Origin of the sequence: Roseibaca calidilacus (assembly GCF_001517585.1) — a bacterium.
In the GTDB taxonomy this organism is placed as follows: Bacteria; Pseudomonadota; Alphaproteobacteria; order Rhodobacterales; family Rhodobacteraceae; genus Roseinatronobacter; species Roseinatronobacter calidilacus.
This window is the reverse complement of sequence record NZ_FBYC01000004.1, coordinates 501360-521248: the sequence shown is the minus strand read 5'-3', so window position 1 is coordinate 521248 and position 19889 is coordinate 501360. Positions and strand designations below refer to the sequence as shown.

Below are 19889 nucleotides of genomic sequence, written 5' to 3'. Positions count from 1 at the left end.
CTACCCCTTGCGCCGTGACTTGCGCGCCAGCTTGGTGGCCTTGCGCTTGGCTTTCACGGCCTTGCGCTTGGGCCCACCGCGCGACGGACCACCGCGCGCCACTGGCAAGCTCTCTCCCTCGACCTCTAGCAGTTCCAGCATCAGCCCGCCGGTCATCGGCTCGGCCTCTGCCAGTTTCACCAGCACGCGCTGGCCAATCTGGATCGTGGCGCCCGTGCGTTCGCCCGTCAGGCTTTGCGCCTCTGGGTCGTGGCGGAAGTATTCGGCGCCAATACTGCGAATGGGCACCAGCCCATCCGCGCCGGTCTCGTCCAATTTCACGAACACACCAAACCGCGCCACGCCGGAAATGCGGCCCGCAAATTCCGCGCCCACGCGCTCGGCCAGATAGGCGGCCAGGTAGCGGTCATTGGTGTCGCGCTCGGCGGTCATGGAGCGGCGCTCGGCCTCGGAAATCGCCTTGGCGGTCTCCTCCAGATGCTCGACATCCCAAGCCGATAGCCCATCATCCCCCCAGCCATGCGCCGCGATCAGCGCGCGATGCACGATCAGGTCGGCATAGCGCCGGATGGGAGAGGTGAAATGCGCGTATTCGCGCAAGGCCAGCCCGAAATGCCCGAAATTCTGCGGCGCGTAATAGGCCTGCGTCATGGACCGCAACGTGGCCATGTTAATCATCTCGTCAAACTCGGTGCCTTCGGCCTGCGCCAGCAAGCGGTTCAGATGGCGCGTGTGCAGCACCTGCCCCTTGGCCAGCACCAGACCCGTCTCGCGCGCGACTTGGCGCAAGCCTTCCAGCTTGTCGGGGCTCGGTTCTTCATGCACGCGGTATAACAGCGGGCGGCCCTTTTCGCGCAGGGTTTCGGCGGCGGCGACATTGGCCAGCACCATGCATTCCTCGACCAGCCTATGCGCGTCGAAGCGTTCCTTGAAAGCGACGGAACTGACCCGCCCCTCATCCGACAGCACGATCTGCCGTTCCGGCAGGTCAATGTCGAGCGGCTGGCGGCGCGCGCGCGCGCGGCTCAGCGCGCGGTAGCAGGCGAAGAGATCCGCCAAGCTGTCGGCCAGCGGTTCCGTCTGCGCGTCCAGCCGTCCCTCATCGGCGGCTTGGGCCTGTTCATAGGTCAAGCTTGCGGCAGAGCGCATCATCGCGCGGTGAAAGCGGTGCCCGGTCTTGTTGCCCTCGGCGTCAATCTGCATTTCCAGCGCAAGGCAAGGGCGGTCCACGCCTTCGTGCAAAGAGCACAGATCGCCCGACAGCGTGTCGGGCAGCATGGGCACCACCCGGTCAGGGAAATAGGTGGAATTGCCGCGTTTGCGCGCCTCGCGGTCCAGTTCCGATCCGGGGCGGACATAGGCCGCGACATCGGCAATGGCCACCCATAGGGTAAAGCCGTCGCCACGGCGCTCTGCATAAAGCGCGTCGTCATGGTCGCGCGCATCCCAAGGGTCGATGGTCATGAGTGCCATCTCGCGCAGGTCCAGACGTTTGCCCAAGGGCAAGGGTTGCGCGCTGTCGGCTTCGGCCACCACCGCATCGTCAAACGCATCGCGAATGCCATGTTGGTGAATGGCGATCAGCGACACCGCCTTGGGCGCGGTCGGGTCGCCCAGGCGTTCGACCACATGCGCGCGCGGCGGGCCGAACCGGGCGCGGCCCATCGGTTCGGCCAGAACCAATTCACCATCCTGCGCGCCGTTCACATCATGCGGGGCAACCATCCAGTCGCGGTCGGCACCCTTGTCAATGGGCATGACGCGCCCACCCTCGGTCCCTTTGCGAAACAGGCCCAGAATACGCTGCGGGTTCGCGCCGATCTTGCGGATGACCTTGGCCTGATAGTCGTAATCCGGGCCACGCATCGCCTCGCATTTGGCCAGCACGCGGTCGCCCGCGCCTAAATCCTTGGGGGCAAGCAAGATCACGCGCGGCGCCGCCCCCTGCCCGCGCCATTCAATAGGCCGGGCGAACAGGTCACCATCTGCGTCGGGGCCAAGCACTTCCAGCACCGTGACCGGCGGCAAAGCCCCGCCCACAGCGCGGCGCCGCGGGGCGATCCCTTCGCCCTCCAACTCGCGCAGCATGGCTTTCAGGTCGATCTTGGCCGCGCCTTTTATGCCAAAGGCGCGCGCAATCTCGCGCCCCGTGGCCTCGGGGTTCGCGGTCATCCACTCGCGCAGTTCGGATAATGAGGGCAGTTGCTTCACCATCACGCGCCCCCTGCTGCCCAGAGCGCGAGGCAGGGGCGCAGCCCCTGCCGGGGGTGGGCGGGTGGGCGATCTGGGCAGCAGGGGGCATGTTTCATGCGCTGCGCTCTAGCATGCTGCGCGCGCCGCGTCACGCCCATAGCTGTCACGCCAATAGATCAAGCACCATATCCCGATGCGCGATCCCCGCTTCCATGTAGTCTGGTCCTGTGGCTACAAATCCAAGCCCCGCGTAGAACCCCAGCGCGTGCAGTTGCGCGCCAAGCTTTGCCCGGCGAATATCCACGCGCGCGCGCAATACCTCAACCACCGCGCACATCAGGGCTTGCCCGATTCCCTTGCCCCTTTGCTCGCGCAGCACGCATACCCGGCCGATTTTGGCCGTGTCGCCCGCAATCAGAATTCGCGCGCAGCCCACCGGCGTGCCATCCAGACGCGCCAACAGATGCAACGCGCCGTCGTCCATTCCATCAACTTCCAATGCTTCATCGACATTCTGCTCGTCAATGAACACCACCCGCCGCAACGCGTGGCAAGCCGCCAGATCGTCGGTCAAACCTATGGTCAGCATCCGCCGAAATAATCCTGCAAAACGCGTGAATAAACGTGCTTAAGCTGTTCTATATGTTCGATTTCTGCGAATTCATCGACCTGGTGCATGGATTGGCCCACAAGCCCGAATTCCACCACCGGGCAATGGTTTTTCACAAACCGCGCATCCGAGGTGCCGCCCGAAGTGGACAGTTTGGGCGTGATGCCGCATTCCGTTTGCACCGCGCGCGCGACAAGGTCGGACAGCGGCCCCGGCGGCGTCAGGAATGCCTCGCCCGACACGCTGACCGCCACATCCAGCGTCACGCCTGTGCCCGCGCAGACCTCGGCGGCCTGCGCGCACAACCACTCGGACAGGCTGGCCCCCGAATGCAGGTCGTTGAAGCGAATATTCAGCCCCGCCCGCGCCGTGGCCGGGATGACATTGGTCGCGTCATTGCCTACATCGACCGTGGTCAGCGCCAATGTGGACGGGTCGAAATGGTCGGTGCCTTGGTCCAGTTCATGCCGCGCCAAACGGTCCAGCAGGCGCACCAGCACCGGCAGCGGGTTCGCCGCGCGGTGCGGATAGGCCGAATGCCCTTGCCGCCCGCGCGCGGTGATGGTGGCATTCATCGATCCGCGCCGCCCGATTTTCATCATCTCGCCCATGCGCTCGGGGCAGGTCGGCTCGCCCACAAGGCAAACCGACATCGCTTCCCCCTGCGCATCCATCCAATCCAGAAGGGCTACGGTGCCATCTTGCGCGGGGCCTTCCTCGTCGCCCGTGATGGCCAAGATGATCGCGCCATCGGGCGGGGTGGCTTGCACGAAATCCACTGCGGCGGCCACAAAAGCCGCCACGCCAGATTTCATGTCGCAGGCCCCACGCCCCCACAGCCGCCCATCGGCCAATTCGCCGCCGAACGGGTCGCGCGACCAGTCGGCGCGCGTGCCAATCGGCACCACATCGGTATGGCCGTTAAAGCCAAAGCTGCGCGTGTGCCCCTTCGCGCCCCAGCGCGCGAACAGGTTGGCGGTCCCGTTCCGGTCCACCCGCGTGCAGGCAAAGCCCGCTTCCGTCAACATCCGTTCCAGAAGCGCCAAAGCGCCACCCTCTTCAGGCGTCACAGAGGGGCAGCGCACCAAATCCGCGGTCAATTGAACCGGGTCAATCATCTTCATCGGCCTCGTCGGTAAACCATGTCTTTTGCGCCACGATCACGGCATTCTCGGCCAAGGCCCGCGCCATGAGTTCTTGTTCTTCCGGCGGGATCTGGTCGCCTGCCGCCTGACGCTCGGCCAATGTGCCGTAGCTTGTCACATCCAGCGGTTTGACATCTGCCTGTTTCAGGACCGCGACCGCATCGCGCACGGCGCTGGCTTCATCCACGCCCGGCGCATATAAAAGCAGGCCCGCGCCGGTGGCCCCTTTGGGCAGATCGTCGCTGACGCCCAGTTCCACCAGCAGGGTATAGACCTGCTCGGGCGGCTTTGCGGTAGGCTGGTTGGGCTTGGTCATATCCGGCTCCGGATGCTGGGGCGTTGTCGCGCGCTCTGTCACAGCTTTAGCCTGCCGCTTGCACCGCGGCAACCAGCACCGCATATCGACCGAACTTACCTAGCGTCACCACCAGCGCGAAGCGCCAGAAGGGTTCGCGCAAGATACCCGCCGCCAGCGTCAGCGGGTCACCGATAATCGGGGCCCATGCGAAAAACAGGCTCCACCAGCCGTAGCGGGCATACCAGCCTTGCGCGCGGGCAATCTGCGCGGGCCGAAAGGGAAACTGCGGATGATCGGCAAACCGCATCAAAAACCGCCCCATCGCCCAGTTCACGCAAGACCCCAGCACATTGCCAATGGTCGCCACCGCCAGAAGCAGCCAAACCGGGTGGGTTCCCGCCACGACAAGCGCGCCCAGCACGATTTCCGACTGCGCGGGCAGCAGCGTGGCGGCGATAAACGCTGCAAGGAACAGGGCCAACAAATCCATGCGCTCTCATGCCGTGGCGGCAGCGCGCTGTCAGCCCCCAAACGGCTGGCCCTGCGCGCGGGCTTTCGCTACAAGGGCGCAGCAGACGCAGAAAGGCCCCGATATGGTGCATAGCATCGCAGATATTGCCCGCGCATTGGGCTTGCAGGCCGAAGGTGCGCTGGACCTGATCGTGACCCGCGTGGCCGAACCCGCCGCCGCGACGCCCGAGGCCTTGGCATTGGCCATGGACCCGAAATATGCCGAAGGTCTGAGCAACGGACAGGCCCGCGCTGCCATCCTTTGGCCGGGTGCTGATTGGCGCGCGTTCGGGCTGGAAGCCGCGATTTTCGCGCCGCGCCCCCGTTGGGCCATGGCCGGCGTCTCGCAGGTCATGGACCCGGGCTATGAGTTCGGCGTGGGCGTGCACCCCATGGCCTATATCGACCCAACGGCGCAGGTGGCCGAGGGCGCGCGCATTGGCCCCTTCGCAACGGTGGGCGCGCACAGCCAGATCGGGCCGGGCGCGCGGATCGGGGCCAATGCCAGCATTGCAGAGGACGTGGTGATCGGCGCGGATCTGACCTTACATGCGGGCGCGCGCATCGCCGCGCGCTGCGTGATCGGCGAGCGCTTTATCGGCCAGCCGAATTCGGTCGTGGGCGGCTGCGGGTTCAGCTTTGTCACGCCAGAACCATCGGCGGCCGAAGACGTGCGCGCAACGCTGTCGGGCACGCGCGAGATACGCCAGCAGAAATGGCAGCGCATCAACTCGTTGGGCGCGGTGCGCATCGGCGATGACGTGGAACTGGGCGCAAACAGTTCCATCGACCGGGGCACGGTGCGCGATACGGTCATCGGGTCGGGCAGCAAGATCGATTCGCTTTGCCAGATCGGCCATAACGTGCAGATGGGCGAGGATTGCATGATGTGCGGCATGGCCGGGATCGCGGGTTCGGCGCGGATTGGCAACCGGGTGCTTCTGGCCGGGAAATCGGCGGTGAATGACAACATATTTGTGGGCGATGATGTGATCGTCGGCGGGGCCGCGCGGGTCTTTACCAATGTCCCTTCGGGCCGCGCAATCCTTGGCGACCCGGCCACCAAGATCGAAACCCAGCTGGAGATTCGCAAGGCCCTGCGCCGCTTGCCCCGGCTGGCCGCGACCGTTGCCGAATTGCAAAAGGCAATTCGCGGGCAAAAGGACAGCTAAATTGCCCTTGTCGCGCCACAGTGCCGGGTTAATTGCGGGCATGGCAGGCAGGAGCGGCGACTATGGACGGAGCAGTTATGAATGAGCAGGTTTTCACCCCGGATGCAGAGCATCAGCGCGCCTTTCGCGATGCTTTGGGGCGGTTTGCCACCGGCGTGACCGTTGTCACCACCCAAACGGCGGACGGGCCGGTCGGCATTACCGCCAACAGCTTCGCCGCCTTGTCGTTGGACCCGGCCTTGGTCATGTGGGCGCCGGGCCGCTTCTCGCGCCGGTTCGAGGTTTTCGAACAAGCCGCGCATTTTGCGATTCATGTCATGGCCGAAGATCAGCTAGAGCTTGCGCGCCATTTCGCCCGCGACGGGTTCGATTTCAGCCTGCCCGGTATTGCGCCCGGTCTGGGCGAGGCACCGCTTCTACAGGGCTGCCTTGCCCGCTTTGAATGCACCCGCCACGCGGTTTATCCCGGCGGCGATCACGCCATTGTCGTGGGCGAAGTGCAGCGCGTGGCCACCCGTGCGGGTGCGGGGCTAAGCTTTTTTGGCGGGTCTTACGGGGCGATCGGATAGGCGTGGCGCCTATCTGCGCGCCGCAGCGGCCCGGATCAACTGCGCATCAGCCGAAACAGTGCTGACGCGCCCCACCCGAAGAATGCCGCCACGAACAGCGACAGCAACCCATAAATTGCGGGCTGGTCATAGGCGAGGGAATAAAGCCAGCGTTCCAGAACCGCTTTGCGAACCTCTATGAAGGTTTCGTGTTCATCGACCACCGCGCCATCGCGTAGCAGGAAAATCCGCGCCACATAGCTGCCTTCGACGATATTCTTGGGCAGGGTTATGCGGGTGGTGAACAGCGTGTCACGCTCCAGCGCGACCGCTGTTTGCCCTTCCTGATACAGCCCTTCATCCGTTCGAATGCGGATCAATGCCTCGGTGAATGCGGCAGGGTCTGTCACATCGCCCCCGCTACGCGCTTCGAAAATCGCCAACCGGGTCGAGATGCGATAATCCAGATCAGCTTCGGGCGACAGGATGTCGGTCAAGGGCGCGGTGCTGGCCACGGCATAAAAGCTGGGGGCGGCCCGCACATTCTGGCTTTCGGTGTTCACCCAGATGCCTGCGCGGCGCGCCTTGCGCCAGATCGTCGCTTCCTGTGGCGGGCCTTCGACCGTCACGACCACATCCAGCGGGCCATCTGGAATGGTCCCGTCGCGCCGCACCGCGCCGAAAATCAAAATGTCAGAGCCGACGAAATTGACCGTCAGCGCAACGCTGTTTTGCGACAGGCCGGCCACGACCTCTTCCTGCGCCTGCGCGGGGGTCAGGCACAGCAGCCATACGACAAGGGCAAGAACCCGGCCCATCATGCGCCCCCTGCGACAGAGATTGAATAGAGCTCCGCAGGCGGCCAGAGCAGATCGAACGCGATCTTGCCGCACACCGCCAGCACCAGCAGCGCCAGCAGAATGCGCAACTGCTCGGCTTTCAGCTTCAGCCCCACGCGGGTGCCGATCTGCGCACCGACCACCCCGCCGATAATCAGGAACACCGCCAACATTACATCGACCGTCTGGTTGGTTATGGCGTGCATCATGGTGGTGAAGGCCGCAACGAAAGTTACCTGAAACAACGATGTGCCGATCACGACCTTGGTGGGCATGCCCAGCAGGTAGATCATGGCAGGCACAAGGATAAAGCCGCCCCCCACCCCCATGATCGCGGCCAGAATACCCACGCCGACCCCCACCAGAAGCGGCGGAAACACAGAAATATACAGGCCAGAGGCGCGGAATTTCATCTTCCACGGCAGGTTATGCACCCATGTATGCGTGTGCCGTTTTCGGCGCGGGGCCGTGCCCGAACGCGTGCGCAGCAGCGCGCGCAGGCTTTCATTGAACATCATCGCGCCGATGATGCCCAGAAAGATGACATAGGACAGCTGCACGATCAGGTCGATCTGGCCCAGGCGGCTCATCAGGTTGAAAAACCAAATGCCGATGACCGACCCGATCAGACCGCCGATCAGCAGCACCCAGCCCATCGGCAGGTCCACCGTCTTGCGCTTCAGATGCGCCAGCACGCCGGAAATGGAACTGGCCACGACCTGATTGACTCCGGTCGCCACTGCCACGGCGGGCGGCACCCCGATGAAGAACAACAGTGGCGTAATCAGGAACCCGCCGCCCACGCCGAACATGCCCGACAGAACGCCCACGCCCCCGCCAACCCCCAGCAACGTGAAAGCGTTGACAGAGGTTTCGGCGATGGGCAGGTAAATTTGCATGTCGGTTCCGGCGCGTTGCGCGACTAGTGCTCTTTCACATAAGGGCTACCGCCCGCCCGTGGCGGAATGGCGCGCCCTACGAACCCGGCCAGAATGACCACGGTGAGAATATAGGGCAAGGCCTGCATCACCTGAATGGGAAGCGCAAGGCCTAATATCTCGATGGACTGGAAACGGTTTGCCACGGCTTCCAACAGGCCAAAAAGCAACACCGCGCCCATCGCGTGCCAAGGCCGCCATTTGGCAAAGATCATCGCCGCCAGCGCGATATAGCCGCGCCCCGCGCTCATATCCTTGACAAAACCAGCGGACAGGCCCGTGGACAGATACGCCCCCGCCAACCCGCAGAGCACGCCGCAGATGGCCACTGCGCCAAAGCGCAGGCCAATGACCGACACGCCCGCCGTGTCCACCGCCGCCGGGTTTTCGCCCACCGCGCGCAGGCGCAAGCCGAACCGGGTGCGGAACAGCAAAAACCACGTCGCGGGCACGCACAGAAACGCCAAGTAGACCAACAGCGCATGGCCCGACAGAATGCCGTAGATCGGGCCGAGCAACGGCACATCGGCCAGCGCATTGGCGAAGGGCAGATCAACCTGCGCCATGCGGGCATCGCCCGTTAGCGAGGGCGTGCGCCCGCCTTGCTGAAACCAGTTCTGCGCGATGACCACGGTCAGCCCCGCCGCAAGGAAATTGATCGCCACGCCGGAAATAAGCTGGTTGCCCCGGAAGGTGATCGACGCCACGCCATGTATCAGCGACATGCAGACCGACACGGCAATCCCGGCCAGAACCCCCAGCCAGACATTGCCTGACACGAAGGCAATCGCAGCGGCCAGAAACGCGGATGCAAGGATCTTGCCTTCCAGCCCAATATCGAAAATGCCCGCGCGTTCCGAGATCAACCCGGCAAGACAGGCGAACAACAACGGCGTGGCCAGCCGCAGCGTGCTATCCAGCACCTGCGCAAGAGTTGCCAGATCCATCAGCCCGCCCTCCGTGCTGCAAAGAGTTTCGCAATCGGAATGCGCACCATATTGTCCAGCGCGCCGGTGAACAGGATGACCAGCGCCTGAATGACCACGATCAATTCGCGCGGAATACCTGTCCACAATGCCAGTTCCGCGCCGCCCTGATACAAGAACCCGAACAGAATTGCCGCCAGAAACACGCCGAACGGGTGGTTGCGCCCCATCAGCGCCACGGCAATGCCGATAAAGCCTGCGCCTTCGACCGCGTTCAGCACCAGCCGTTCCTGTTCGCCCATCACGTTGTTGACCGCCATCATCCCGGCCAAGCCGCCGGAAATAAGCATCACGATGACGGTGATGCGCGCGGGGCTGATACCAGCATAATGCGCGGCAGGTTCCGATTCGCCAAAGGCGCGAATCTGGTAGCCCAACCGCGTGCGCCACAGCATCCACCACACGGCAAAGCACAAGGCAACCGCGATCAGAAGCGAGATGTTCACGGGCGGAACCTTGGAAAAGGGAATACCGAATAGCCCAAGAATTTCATGTAGTTTCGGCAAGCTGACCGCATCTGGAAAGCGTGGCGAGGACGGGTCTTGCGACCCTTGCGGGCGCAGGAAATTGACCAGCATGTAATTCAGGAAGGACGCGGCGATGAAGTTGAACATGATCGTGGTAATCACGATATGGCTGCCGCGCCTTGCTTGCAGATAGCCCGGAATAAAGGCCCAGAGCGCACCGAACAGCGCGGCCCCCATGGTCGCGCCAAGTAGTGCCAGTGTCCAATGCGGCCAAGGGATATACAGGCACACCAGCGCCACGCCCAAGCCTCCAAGGGCCGCCTGCCCTTCGCCGCCAATATTGAACAGCCGCGCCTGAAACGCGACGGCCACGGCCAGCCCGGTGAACATGAAATTGGTGGCATAAAACAGCGTATAGCCCCAGCCATAGCTGGACCCGAAAGCGCCATTGACCATCAGTTTCACAGCCTCCCACGGGCTTTCCCCAATGGCCCAGATCAGTATGGCCGAAATGACAAAGGCCAGCAGAACAGACACCAACGGCACCAGCGTGACATCGGCCCAATGCGGAATGCGTTTGATGCTCATGCCTGCTCCATCCCGGCCATCAACAGGCCCAACTCGCGCGCATCGGTGGCATCGGCCATGCGTTCCCCCATGACCCGCCCGTCGAACATGACCAATATGCGGTCCGACAGCGACAGGATTTCATCCAACTCGACCGAGACCAGCAGCACCGCCGAGCCGGCGTCGCGCAGTTCTATCAAGCGTTGATGGATGAATTCGATCGCACCAATATCGACCCCGCGCGTGGGCTGGCCGACCAGCAGCAAATCCGGGCCGTATTCGATTTCGCGCGCCAGCACGATCTTTTGCTGGTTGCCGCCTGAAAACCCTTCGGCGGGCAGGTGCGGATTGGGCGGGCGCACATCAAACCGTTCCATCTTGGCGGCGGTGTCGGCAATGATCGTTGCGCCATCCATCCGCCACGGGCTGGGATTGTAGCGCGGATCGTTATGGTAACCAAGTGCGGTGTTTTCCCACGCGTGAAACGGCAGCACCAGCCCGCGCCGGTGGCGATCCTCTGGGACATGGGCAATGCGCCGCGCGCGCCGCGCCTGCCCGTTGCACTCTGGCCCGGACAGCGGCAGCGGTTGGCCGCGCAACCATGCCTGCCCTTCGGCCGGGCGCAGACCGGCCAGCACTTCCAACAGTTCCGACTGGCCATTCCCGGCCACGCCGGCAATGCCAAGAATTTCGCCCGCGCGGAGGGAAAACCCGATCTTGCGCAACCGTTCCACGCCTTGGCTGTCGACCAGCCGCAACCCATCCACGCGCAACACTTCGTCGCCGGGCTGCGCCTTGGTTTTTTCCACGCGCAGCAACACCTTGCGGCCCACCATCAATTCCGCCAATTCGGTCGGGCTGGTGTCGGCGGTCTTGCGGGTGGCGACCATTTCGCCGCGCCGCATGACGCTGACATCGTCGGTCACATCCATGATCTCGCGCAGCTTGTGGGTAATCAGGATGATGGTTTTGCCCTGCTCTTTCAGCCCGCGCAGGATGCGGAACAAATGATCAGCCTCGGATGGCGTCAGAACGCCCGTCGGCTCGTCCAGAATCAGAATATCGGCTTCGCGATACAGCGCCTTCAGAATCTCGACCCGCTGCTGGTGGCCCACCGACAGATCTTCGATCAATGTCTCGGGGTTCACCTCTAGCTCGAAATCAGAGGCAAGCTGTTTCAGCACGCCGCGCGCGCGCCGCCGCGATGTGCGCAAAAGCGCGCTGTCCTCGGCGCCAAGGATCACGTTCTCCAGAACCGTGAAATTCTCGACCAGCTTGAAATGCTGGAACACCATGCCGATGCCCGCGCGGATCGCGGCAAGGCTGTCGGGAATCTCTGTCTTGCGCCCGTTGATATACACCTCGCCCGCATCGGCCTTGTAAAAGCCGTAGAGGATGGACATCAGCGTCGATTTGCCTGCGCCGTTCTCGCCCACAATGCCGTGGATCGTGCCACGCTGCACGGTGATGGAAATGTCCTTGTTGGCCTGCACCGGCCCGAACGCCTTGGAAATCCCCCGCAATTCGATTGCGGGGGGCACGGGCGCGGCAGAATCCTGCCGCGCCGATTGGTCTGTGATTGTGCTCATGCCCGTGGCTCAGAACGCCGGGCAGGTGCTGTCGGCGCGGTAGTCATGCACCACGGTTTCGCCCGCGATGATGGCCTCGCGGGCAGCTTCGACCGCTTCTTGCATCTCGGCAGAGATCAGATCGGCATTATGCTCGTCCAGCGCATAGCCGACGCCCCCGGCGGCAAGGTCCATGGTCACAATGCCGGTTTCCAGCCCGGCACCTTCGGAAAACGCGTCATAGACCGCCTGATCCACTAGTTTGAGCATAGAGGTCAGGACCGAGCCCGGATGCAGGTAGTTCTGGTTGCTATCAACGCCGATGGAATAGACACCCGCATCTTCGGCCGCTTGCAGCACGCCAAGCCCGGTGCCCCCTGCGGCGGCAAACACCACATCGGACCCTTGGCTGACCTGACCGCGTGCAATTTCACCGCCGCGCACCGGATCGTTCCAAGCCTCTGGGGTGTTGCCGGTGTAATTGACGATCACCTCTATATCCGGGTTCACGGCCTTCGCCCCTTGGGCATAACCACAGGCAAAGGCGGTAATCAGCGGAATTTCCATGCCGCCGACAAAGCTGATCGTGTTCGATTCAGACGCCATCGCGGCCAGCATGCCGACAAGATAGCTGCCTTCATGTTCAGCAAAGATGACCGAACGCACATTGGGCAGATCCGCCACAGCATCGATCAGCACGAAAGAAGTGTCGGGATAGTCGGGTGCGACCTCTTCCAGCGTCGGCGCGTTCTGGAAGCCCATCACCACGATCGGGTTCGCGCCGGATTCGGCCATGCGGCGGGCGAATTGCACGCGCTGCGCGGCAGATTGCATTTCAATGTCGCGGTAATCGCCGCCGGTTTCCGCCTTCCAGCGCTCTGCCCCGTTATAGGCCGCCTCGTTGAAGGATTTGTCGAACTTGCCGCCAAGGTCGAAAATCAGCGCGGGGCCTTCGGCCATTGCCATGCCGGTGCCCAGCGCAAGCACGGACACGGAAAGGGTCAGGGTCTTGAGGGATGTCATGCAAAGCACTCCTGTTGGGATGCGCGGCTGCTGCGCGCTTGGGTCATGGGGAACACTCGCGGAGCTGCCGCGATTGCGGTCGATTAACGCCCTAAGCATGGGAAGGGTCAACAGGAAAATCCGGCAGGCGCATGGGTTGGCCGCGAAGTGACCAAAGGTCAGGCCGGTCCGTATTCAAGTGTCAGCGCATCGACCGGCGGGGCGCCGGGGCGCGCGTAGTAACCTTTGCGCAGACCCGTCTCGCGAAACCCCGCGCGGGCATAAAGCGCGCGGGCGGGCGCATTGTCAGCCGCAACTTCCAAGAATATGCGCCCAACCCCGCGCGATTTGGCTTGCGCAAGCGCCTGCGCCAGAAGTGCGGCCCCCATGCCCCGCCCTTGGGCCTGTGGCGCGACGGCAAAGGTCAGCACCTCGGCCTCGTCCAGCACGATGCGCAGCAGGATGAACCCTTCGGGCCGCGCAACCAGCAGCGCGGCGGGGTCCGACATGTATCCGGCGAGATCGGCGCGCGACCATGGGTCATGCGGAAAGGCCGCCTTGTGAATCGCGGCCAACGCGTCGGGTGTCACGACAGCATCACCGGGCCGGGATCGTTCGAGGGCGCGGCATCGGGCGCACGCAGATAGAGCGGTGCGGGCCGGGGCTGCGATGTGCCAAGGCGGCTGGCGGCAATCTGGGCAATGGCAACCGCCAACGGCACCCCAGAGGACAGCACGGGCACGCCCGCCTGATCCGCCGCCAATGCCGCACCCGTGCCAACCACGGGGGTGTCTGCGGCAAAGCCAATGTCAGATAGGTCCAGAAGCAGCGGCTCTGCGGGCTTGTCTCCGAATGCCTGCGCGTAAACCATGCCGCGGCGCGCATCCTCGACCACATGAATTGGGCGCGGCAGGCCATGGGCGCGGGCCTCGAACACGCTTACGCCAATCGCTGGCACGCCCAAGCCCAAGGCCACGCCGCGCGCGGCCGCAACCGATATCCGGATGCCGGTGAAATTGCCCGGACCAATGCCCACGCCAATCGCGGCCAGATCGGACCACGCAGCGCCGCCTTGCGCCAAAAGCTCTTGCAGCAGCGGCATAAGCCGTTCGGCTTGGCCGCGCGCCATCTCTTCCTGCGCTTGCGCCAGAACCCGGGCGCCCGACACCAAAGCGGCCGCGCAATGCGCGGCCGATGTGTCGAAACCAAGAACCAAAGCGTCAGACGGCAACAGGGCGCACCTCTGTCACCTCTGGAATGTAATGGCGCAGCAGGTTTTCAATGCCCATTTTCAGCGTCAGGGTCGAAGATGGGCAACCCGCGCATGCGCCTTTCATGTGCAGATAGACCACGCCACGTTCAAACCCGTGAAAGGTAATGTCGCCGCCGTCTTGCGCCACGGCTGGGCGCACGCGAGTATCCAGCAATTCCTTGATCTGGCCCACGATCTCACTATCCGGCCCGTCATGCGCCATGTGACCCGATTGCGCGGCCCCTTCGATCGCGGGCGCGCCGGACTGGAAATGCTCCATGATCGCGCCAAGGATTTCGGGCTTCAGATGCTGCCAATCCAGATCCTCGGCCTTGGTGACGGTGATGAAATCAAGACCAAGAAACACGCCCGTCACACCTTGCACCGCGAAGAGGCGCTTGGCCAGCGGCGACGCGCCTGCCGTGTCTGCGGATGGGAAATCTGCCGTGCCCACTTCCATCACGTCCTGACCGGGGATGAATTTCAGCGTGGCCGGGTTCGGGGTGCTTTCGGTCTGGATGAACATGGGCGAAACTCCTTGTGGTATACGGCATATGCGCCCTCCCCCCAAGCCTGTCAAGGTCGCTGCCCCCCTCGCGACCTTGACAGCGCCCATCCCCCCGCGCAGCTTGGGGCAACGCTAGGAAAGGGTTCCCATGCATTTCGCTTCCGACAACACATCTGGCGTGCCCGACGCCATTCTGGACGCCCTGCGCGACGCCAACCAAGGCTTTGCCATGGGTTACGGGGCCGACCGCTACATGGACGCGCTGCGCGACCGCATCCGCGCCCTGTTCGAAGCGCCGCAAGCAGAGGTGTTCCTTGTCGCCACCGGGTCCGCCGCCAATGCGCTGGCCTGCGCCAGCTTTTGCCCGCCATGGGGCGCGATCTATTGCCACCGGTTGGCGCATATAGAAGTGGACGAATGCGGCGCGCCGGAATTCTATACCGGCGGGGCAAAGCTGACCCATGTGGCGGGCGATACCGGCAAGATCGACCCAGAGGCCTTGGCACAGGTCTTGGCACAGGCCTGCAAAGGCGTGGTGCATCATGTGCAGCCGGGTATGGTCAGCCTGACCAACCTGACCGAATGCGGCACGCGCTATTCGGTGTCCGAAATCACGGCGCTGGCGCAAGTGGCCCATGCCCATGGCCTGCCGCTGCATCTGGACGGCGCGCGCTTTGCCAATGCGCTGGTGGCCGAGGGCTGCACAGCTGCCGACATGACATGGCGCGCGGGGGTTGATGTGCTGTGCCTTGGCGGCACCAAGAACGGGCTGATGGGGGTGGAAGCGGTGGTGTTTTTTGACCCCGCGAAAGCGTGGGAATTCCAGTTGCGGCGCAAGCGCGGCGGGCATCTGCCGTCGAAACACCGGTATCTGTCCGCGCAGATCCTAGCTTGGCTGGAAAATGACCTGTGGCTGGACCTTGCGCGCCATGCCAATGCCATGGCCGGACGGCTAGAGGCCGGGTTGGCCGGGCACGCGCAGATCGCCTATCCGCGTGGCGGCAACATGCTGTTTGCCACATGGCCGCGCGCTGGCCATGACCGGCTGCAAGCGGCTGGCGCGGAATACTACCTCTGGCCCGACCATGCCACATGGGACGACCCCGGCCCGATTGGCGCGCGGCTGGTCACAAGCTGGTCGACCACCACAGAAGATGTGGACCGCTTTCTGACCACTCTGGCCAGAGAAAACGCGCTGGCATCCGACCCGGCGCTTGGCTAGAGACAGCAGCATGACACAGATCACCCTCCCCCGCCCCGATGATTGGCATCTGCACCTGCGCGACGGTGCCATGCTGGAAGGTATCGCGCCCGAGAGCGCGCGCCATTTCGCCCGTGCAATCATCATGCCCAACCTTGTGCCGCCGGTTGTCACGGGCGCGCAGGCCGCCGCCTATCGTGACCGTATCCTACGCGCGACGGGCGACGGTTTCACACCGCTGATGACGCTGTACCTGACCGAAGACACCGACCCGGCAGATGTGGTCGCGGCCCATCGGGATGGAATCATCACCTCGGTCAAACTTTACCCGGCAGGGGCCACGACCAATTCGGCCAGCGGCGTGCGCAATTTCGACCGCGTGCGCCCGGTTTTGGACGCGATGGCAGAGGCTGGCGTGCCGCTGTGCTGCCATGGCGAGGTGACGGATCACGACATCGACATTTTCGACCGGGAAGCCGTGTTCATCGACCGCGTGCTGGACCCCATTCGTCGCGCCACGCCGGGCCTGCGGGTGGTGATGGAGCATATCACCACCGCCGACGCGGTCGCCTATGTGCAAAGTCAGCCCGACAACTTGGGCGCGACGATCACGACGCATCATCTGGTCATCAACCGCAATCACATCTTGGTTGGGGGGATCAAGCCGCATTACTACTGCCTGCCCGTGGCCAAGCGCGAAAGCCACCGTTTGGCGCTGGTGCAGGCCGCAACCTCTGGCGATGCGCGGTTTTTCCTTGGCACAGACAGCGCACCGCATACAGATTGCGCCAAGGAAAACGCCTGCGGTTGCGCGGGGTGTTTTACGGCGACCAATACCATGTCGATCTTGGCCCATGTGTTTGAAAGCGCGGATGCACTGGACAAGCTTGAAGGCTTTGTCAGCCGCAACGGGCCTGCCTATTACCGTCTGCCGGTAAATTCCGGCACCATCACGCTAGAAAAGACCGACACCCCCGTCGCCTATCCCGCCAAGATCGAAACCGGCGCGGGCCCCGTGACCGTGTTCGACCCCGGTTTCCCGCTCTATTGGCGCGTTCTGTAACAAAGGCCCTGACATGATCCCGACCACCTATCCTGACCGCGCCACCGCCGCACGCCTGACCGCGCGGATGCTCCTGGACATCAAGGCCGTGCATTTCAACGCGGCCGAGCCGTTTACCTTGGCCAGCGGGCTGAAAGCGCCGACCTATATCGACTGCCGCAAGCTGATATCCTTCCCGCGCATCCGCAGCACGCTGATGGATTTCCTGACCTGCCGCGTGCTGGAAGATGCCGGGATGGAAGCGTTCGACAATATCGCGGGCGGTGAAACCGCGGGCATTCCCTTTGCCGCGCTTGTGGCCGAACGCATGGCGCTGCCCATGACCTATGTGCGCAAAAAGCCAAAGGGCTACGGGCGCAACGCGCGGATTGAAGGTGCGATGCATGAGGGCCAGCGCGTGCTTTTGGTAGAAGACCTGACCACCGATGGCGGGTCCAAGCTGAGTTTTGTCGATGCGATCCGCGACACCGGCGCGACCTGCGCGCATACGGCGGTGATCTTCTATTACGGTATTTTCCCGGAAACCGAGCCGCGCTTGGCAGAGCACGGGGTCAGCCTGCATTACCTGTGCACATGGTGGGACGTGCTGGCCGAAGCCCGGCGCGGAAACGATTTCGACACCGCGACGCTGGATGCGGTCGAGGCGTTCTTGCGCAACCCGCGCGACTGGGGCCAAGCCTGACACGCGCAAACGTGATCGGACCGGCTGCCGCGCCGCTTGCGCAGGCGCGCGTCGTGGCGCAGGGATAAACCATGCAACTTCGGTCTGCCCTTATGGCCCTGATGATGTTCCTGATACTGCCCTTGGGCGCGCTGAATGCGTGGCTTCCCGCCATGGCCGATAGCGCGCCGGCACTCCACCAGACTGCGGCGCAGAGCAAGGTGCAGACCCCACGCACCTGTCGCAGCGCGTTTCTGCCGGGGGCAAGCTGCGCCAAATTCCTAGATCTGGCCGCACAGCCAGAAGTCGACATACCGCGCAGCGCGGCATGGCTTTTGCCGCAGGCGCGCATCTGGCCGGTGCAGGATCGTCCTGCCCCACCCAAAGGACCACCTCGGACGGCGTGACATGGCATCGGCGCGCGACGCGCCAAACCCTGTGACATTCCGAAGGAATCCCCATGTTGACCCGCAGAGCTTTCACCACTTCGGTGGTGGCGCTTGGCCTATCGGCCTGCGCCAAACCCCAATCTACACCGGCCACACGGGCTGCGGCGCCGTCCAAGCCGCCACCTTTGCCGTCGTTCTACGACGCGATTGCGGACGAACCCTACCCGGTGCCTGCCATTGAACCCGGAACGCTGCCGCCGCGCCACTGGCGGCAGCAGGTGGCAAACCCTTGGCCAGAAAGGCCGGAAGGCACAATCATTGTGGACCCCGACGCAGGGAACCTGCATTTTGTGCAAACACGCGACACAGCGCTTCGCTACGGCGTCAGCGTGGGGGCCGAAGGTTTCGCATGGTCGGGCACGGCCCGCCTGCAATTTTGCCGCACATGGCCGCGCTGGAAAGTGCCCGATGCGATGATCGCGCGCCAGCCCGAGCTTGCGCCCTATTCGGTCGCCAATGGCGGCATGGCCCCCGGCCCCGACAATCCGATGGGCGCGCGGGCGCTATACCTGTTCCAGAATGGCAAGGACACGCTCTATCGCATCCATGGCGGGGCACAGGCGCGCGACATCGGGCGCGCGGTGTCTTCGGGCTGCATTCGATTGCTGGATCAGGATGTGATTCATCTGCATGAGATTGCGCATCATGGCGCGGATGTCATTGTGCTGCCCGCTCTTGCCCCCAAAGGGCTGACCCCGCTTTACTGATCGCGCGTCATAGCAGGCGGCAGGCGCGCCCCGGTCGTGGGGGCGCGCCCCAAAGACCCGTGGTAAACCGTGACAAGCCGTGTCAGCCGCCCGCGCAGACTGTCACGATAATGTCATGTCTCCGTGATGCCACTGTCAAAACACATCCCTACAAGCTGCGCCATACTGAAAACCTAGGGGAGACTACGATGTCCAAATTCCTGACCACGGTCGCGGCTGCTGCCTTGCTGGCCCTGCCTGCCACCGCTTTCGAGATCGACTCGCGCTACACCGACGCCGATGGTGACCTGATTGCCGATATCCCCACCGACGAATCGCAGTGGCTGGACCCGTCGACGCTGATCTTCGCATACACCCCGGTTGAAGACCCGGCCGTGTATGCCGAAGTGTGGCAGCCCTTCCTGGATCACATGTCCGAAGTGACCGGCAAGCCGGTGCAGTTCTTCCCGGTTCAGTCGAACGCCGCCCAGATCGAAGCAATGCGCGCAGGCCGTCTGCATGTTGCCGGCTTCAACACCGGGTCCAACCCGCTGGCCGTGGCATGTGCAGGCTTCCGCCCCTTCACCATGATGGCGCGCGCAGACGGCTCTTTCGGCTACGAGATGGAAATCATCACCTATCCCGGTTCCGGCATTTCCAGCGTCGAGGACATCAAGGGCCGTCAGTTGGCGTTCACCTCGGAAACCTCGAACTCTGGCTTCAAGGCCCCGTCGGCCATTCTGGCGTCGGAATTCGACATGATCCCCGAGCGCGATTTCACCCCCGCCTTCTCTGGCGCGCATGACCAGTCCATCCTTGGCGTGGTCAACAAAGACTATGATGCCGCTTCGATCGCCAACTCTGTCCGCAAGCGCATGATTGCCCGTGACGTGATCTCCGAGGATGGCTACGAGATCGTCTACACCTCGCAGACCTTCCCGACCACGGGTTACGGCACCGTTTACAACCTGCACCCCGACCTGCAGGAAAAGGTGAAAGAAGCCTTTGAAACCTTCGTTTGGGAAGGCACTTCGTTGGAAGAAGAGTTCAAGAACTCTGGCGAAGCACAGTTCATCCCGATCACCTTCCAGGAAAACTGGGCCGTGATCCGTCAGATCGACGAAGCAAACGGCGTCAGCTACACCTGCAACTAAGGTTTGCTGGCACTATGACCCAAGACAGGCAGGGTTCGCCCTGCCTGTTCTTTACTGTTTGAAAAGGGCGCA

At 63.4% G+C, this 19889-nt stretch carries 22 protein-coding genes; 8 read left to right on the top strand and 14 right to left on the bottom strand.

Going from position 1 to position 19889, the window contains the following annotated elements; translation table 11 throughout:
- The 5 genes from rnr to AWT76_RS06055 form a co-directional block, all read right to left on the bottom strand.
- The gene (gene rnr, locus AWT76_RS06075; RefSeq protein ID WP_072247524.1) at positions 1-2211 is read right to left on the bottom strand and encodes a ribonuclease R; all 2211 of its coding nucleotides are present in this window, start codon (positions 2209-2211) and stop codon (positions 1-3) included.
- Positions 2212-2356: 145 nt separating this feature from the next.
- A complete protein-coding gene (locus AWT76_RS06070) occupies positions 2357-2782 on the bottom strand; it encodes a GNAT family N-acetyltransferase (protein ID WP_082700123.1) in 426 nt (141 codons plus the stop codon).
- Positions 2776-3927 (bottom strand): succinyl-diaminopimelate desuccinylase, encoded by a 1152-nt coding sequence (dapE, locus tag AWT76_RS06065; RefSeq protein ID WP_072245554.1) that lies wholly within the window; start codon positions 3925-3927, stop codon positions 2776-2778. The genes AWT76_RS06070 and dapE overlap by 7 nt, the downstream gene beginning before the upstream one ends.
- Positions 3914-4264 carry a hypothetical protein gene (locus AWT76_RS06060; RefSeq protein ID WP_072245553.1) on the bottom strand — a complete coding sequence of 117 codons (351 nt, stop codon included), beginning with the start codon at positions 4262-4264 and terminating at the stop codon, positions 3914-3916. The genes dapE and AWT76_RS06060 overlap by 14 nt, the downstream gene beginning before the upstream one ends.
- 46 nt (positions 4265-4310) lie before the next feature.
- Positions 4311-4736 (bottom strand): YqaA family protein, encoded by a 426-nt coding sequence (locus AWT76_RS06055; protein WP_072245552.1) that lies wholly within the window; start codon positions 4734-4736, stop codon positions 4311-4313.
- A 103-nt stretch (positions 4737-4839) separates the two neighbouring features.
- Between AWT76_RS06055 and AWT76_RS06050 the strand changes: the two genes are divergently transcribed.
- Together AWT76_RS06050 and AWT76_RS06045 are read left to right on the top strand one after the other, a co-directional pair.
- Positions 4840-5928 (top strand): UDP-3-O-(3-hydroxymyristoyl)glucosamine N-acyltransferase, encoded by a 1089-nt coding sequence (locus AWT76_RS06050; RefSeq protein ID WP_072245551.1) that lies wholly within the window; start codon positions 4840-4842, stop codon positions 5926-5928.
- Positions 5929-5990: 62 nt separating this feature from the next.
- Positions 5991-6497: a flavin reductase family protein gene (locus tag AWT76_RS06045; RefSeq protein ID WP_245638780.1), complete on the top strand. Its 507-nt coding sequence runs from the start codon at positions 5991-5993 to the stop codon at positions 6495-6497.
- Positions 6498-6532: 35 nt separating this feature from the next.
- On the opposite strand, the gene AWT76_RS06040 is transcribed toward AWT76_RS06045, so the two are convergent.
- The 9 genes from AWT76_RS06040 to AWT76_RS06000 all read right to left on the bottom strand — a co-directional run bounded on the left by AWT76_RS06040 (position 6533) and on the right by AWT76_RS06000 (position 14621).
- Positions 6533-7294 (bottom strand): TIGR02186 family protein, encoded by a 762-nt coding sequence (locus AWT76_RS06040; protein WP_072245549.1) that lies wholly within the window; start codon positions 7292-7294, stop codon positions 6533-6535.
- A complete protein-coding gene (locus tag AWT76_RS06035; protein ID WP_072245548.1) occupies positions 7294-8214 on the bottom strand; it encodes a sulfite exporter TauE/SafE family protein in 921 nt (306 codons plus the stop codon). Before AWT76_RS06035 ends, AWT76_RS06040 begins: the two co-directional genes overlap by 1 nt.
- Before the next feature lie 23 nt (positions 8215-8237).
- Complete coding sequence (locus tag AWT76_RS06030) at positions 8238-9200, bottom strand: ABC transporter permease (protein WP_072245547.1); 963 nt, start codon at positions 9198-9200, stop codon at positions 8238-8240.
- Positions 9200-10288, bottom strand: coding sequence for an ABC transporter permease (locus tag AWT76_RS06025; RefSeq protein WP_072247520.1), 1089 nt, complete (start codon positions 10286-10288; stop codon positions 9200-9202). Before AWT76_RS06025 ends, AWT76_RS06030 begins: the two co-directional genes overlap by 1 nt.
- A 2-nt stretch (positions 10289-10290) precedes the next feature.
- Positions 10291-11862 carry an ABC transporter ATP-binding protein gene (locus tag AWT76_RS06020; RefSeq protein ID WP_072245546.1) on the bottom strand — a complete coding sequence of 524 codons (1572 nt, stop codon included), beginning with the start codon at positions 11860-11862 and terminating at the stop codon, positions 10291-10293.
- A 9-nt stretch (positions 11863-11871) separates the two neighbouring features.
- On the bottom strand, positions 11872-12864 hold the full coding sequence (locus AWT76_RS06015; RefSeq protein WP_072245545.1) for a BMP family lipoprotein: 993 nt from the start codon (positions 12862-12864) through the stop codon (positions 11872-11874).
- A 158-nt stretch (positions 12865-13022) separates the two neighbouring features.
- A complete protein-coding gene (rimI, locus tag AWT76_RS06010; protein ID WP_072245544.1) occupies positions 13023-13433 on the bottom strand; it encodes a ribosomal protein S18-alanine N-acetyltransferase in 411 nt (136 codons plus the stop codon).
- Positions 13430-14074: a tRNA (adenosine(37)-N6)-threonylcarbamoyltransferase complex dimerization subunit type 1 TsaB gene (gene tsaB, locus AWT76_RS06005; RefSeq protein ID WP_072245543.1), complete on the bottom strand. Its 645-nt coding sequence runs from the start codon at positions 14072-14074 to the stop codon at positions 13430-13432. The genes rimI and tsaB overlap by 4 nt, the downstream gene beginning before the upstream one ends.
- The gene (locus tag AWT76_RS06000; protein WP_072245542.1) at positions 14064-14621 is read right to left on the bottom strand and encodes a NifU family protein; all 558 of its coding nucleotides are present in this window, start codon (positions 14619-14621) and stop codon (positions 14064-14066) included. The genes tsaB and AWT76_RS06000 overlap by 11 nt, the downstream gene beginning before the upstream one ends.
- Positions 14622-14751: 130 nt before the next feature.
- Here AWT76_RS06000 and AWT76_RS05995 point away from each other — a divergent pair, with 130 nt between their 5' ends.
- The 6 genes from AWT76_RS05995 to phnD all read left to right on the top strand — a co-directional run bounded on the left by AWT76_RS05995 (position 14752) and on the right by phnD (position 19817).
- Positions 14752-15825 carry a threonine aldolase family protein gene (locus AWT76_RS05995; RefSeq protein ID WP_072245541.1) on the top strand — a complete coding sequence of 358 codons (1074 nt, stop codon included), beginning with the start codon at positions 14752-14754 and terminating at the stop codon, positions 15823-15825.
- Between the two features lie 10 nt (positions 15826-15835).
- Positions 15836-16867 carry a dihydroorotase gene (gene pyrC / locus AWT76_RS05990; RefSeq protein WP_072245540.1) on the top strand — a complete coding sequence of 344 codons (1032 nt, stop codon included), beginning with the start codon at positions 15836-15838 and terminating at the stop codon, positions 16865-16867.
- 13 nt (positions 16868-16880) lie between these two features.
- On the top strand, positions 16881-17549 hold the full coding sequence (locus tag AWT76_RS05985; protein ID WP_072245539.1) for an orotate phosphoribosyltransferase: 669 nt from the start codon (positions 16881-16883) through the stop codon (positions 17547-17549).
- A gap of 71 nt (positions 17550-17620) precedes the next feature.
- Positions 17621-17935, top strand: a complete 315-nt coding sequence (locus tag AWT76_RS05980) for a hypothetical protein (RefSeq protein ID WP_072245538.1) — start codon at positions 17621-17623, stop codon at positions 17933-17935.
- Between the two features lie 53 nt (positions 17936-17988).
- Positions 17989-18684 carry a L,D-transpeptidase gene (locus AWT76_RS05975; RefSeq protein WP_072245537.1) on the top strand — a complete coding sequence of 232 codons (696 nt, stop codon included), beginning with the start codon at positions 17989-17991 and terminating at the stop codon, positions 18682-18684.
- Positions 18685-18872: 188 nt separating this feature from the next.
- A complete protein-coding gene (phnD, locus tag AWT76_RS05970; protein ID WP_072245536.1) occupies positions 18873-19817 on the top strand; it encodes a phosphate/phosphite/phosphonate ABC transporter substrate-binding protein in 945 nt (314 codons plus the stop codon).
- Positions 19818-19889: the final 72 nt, after the last annotated feature.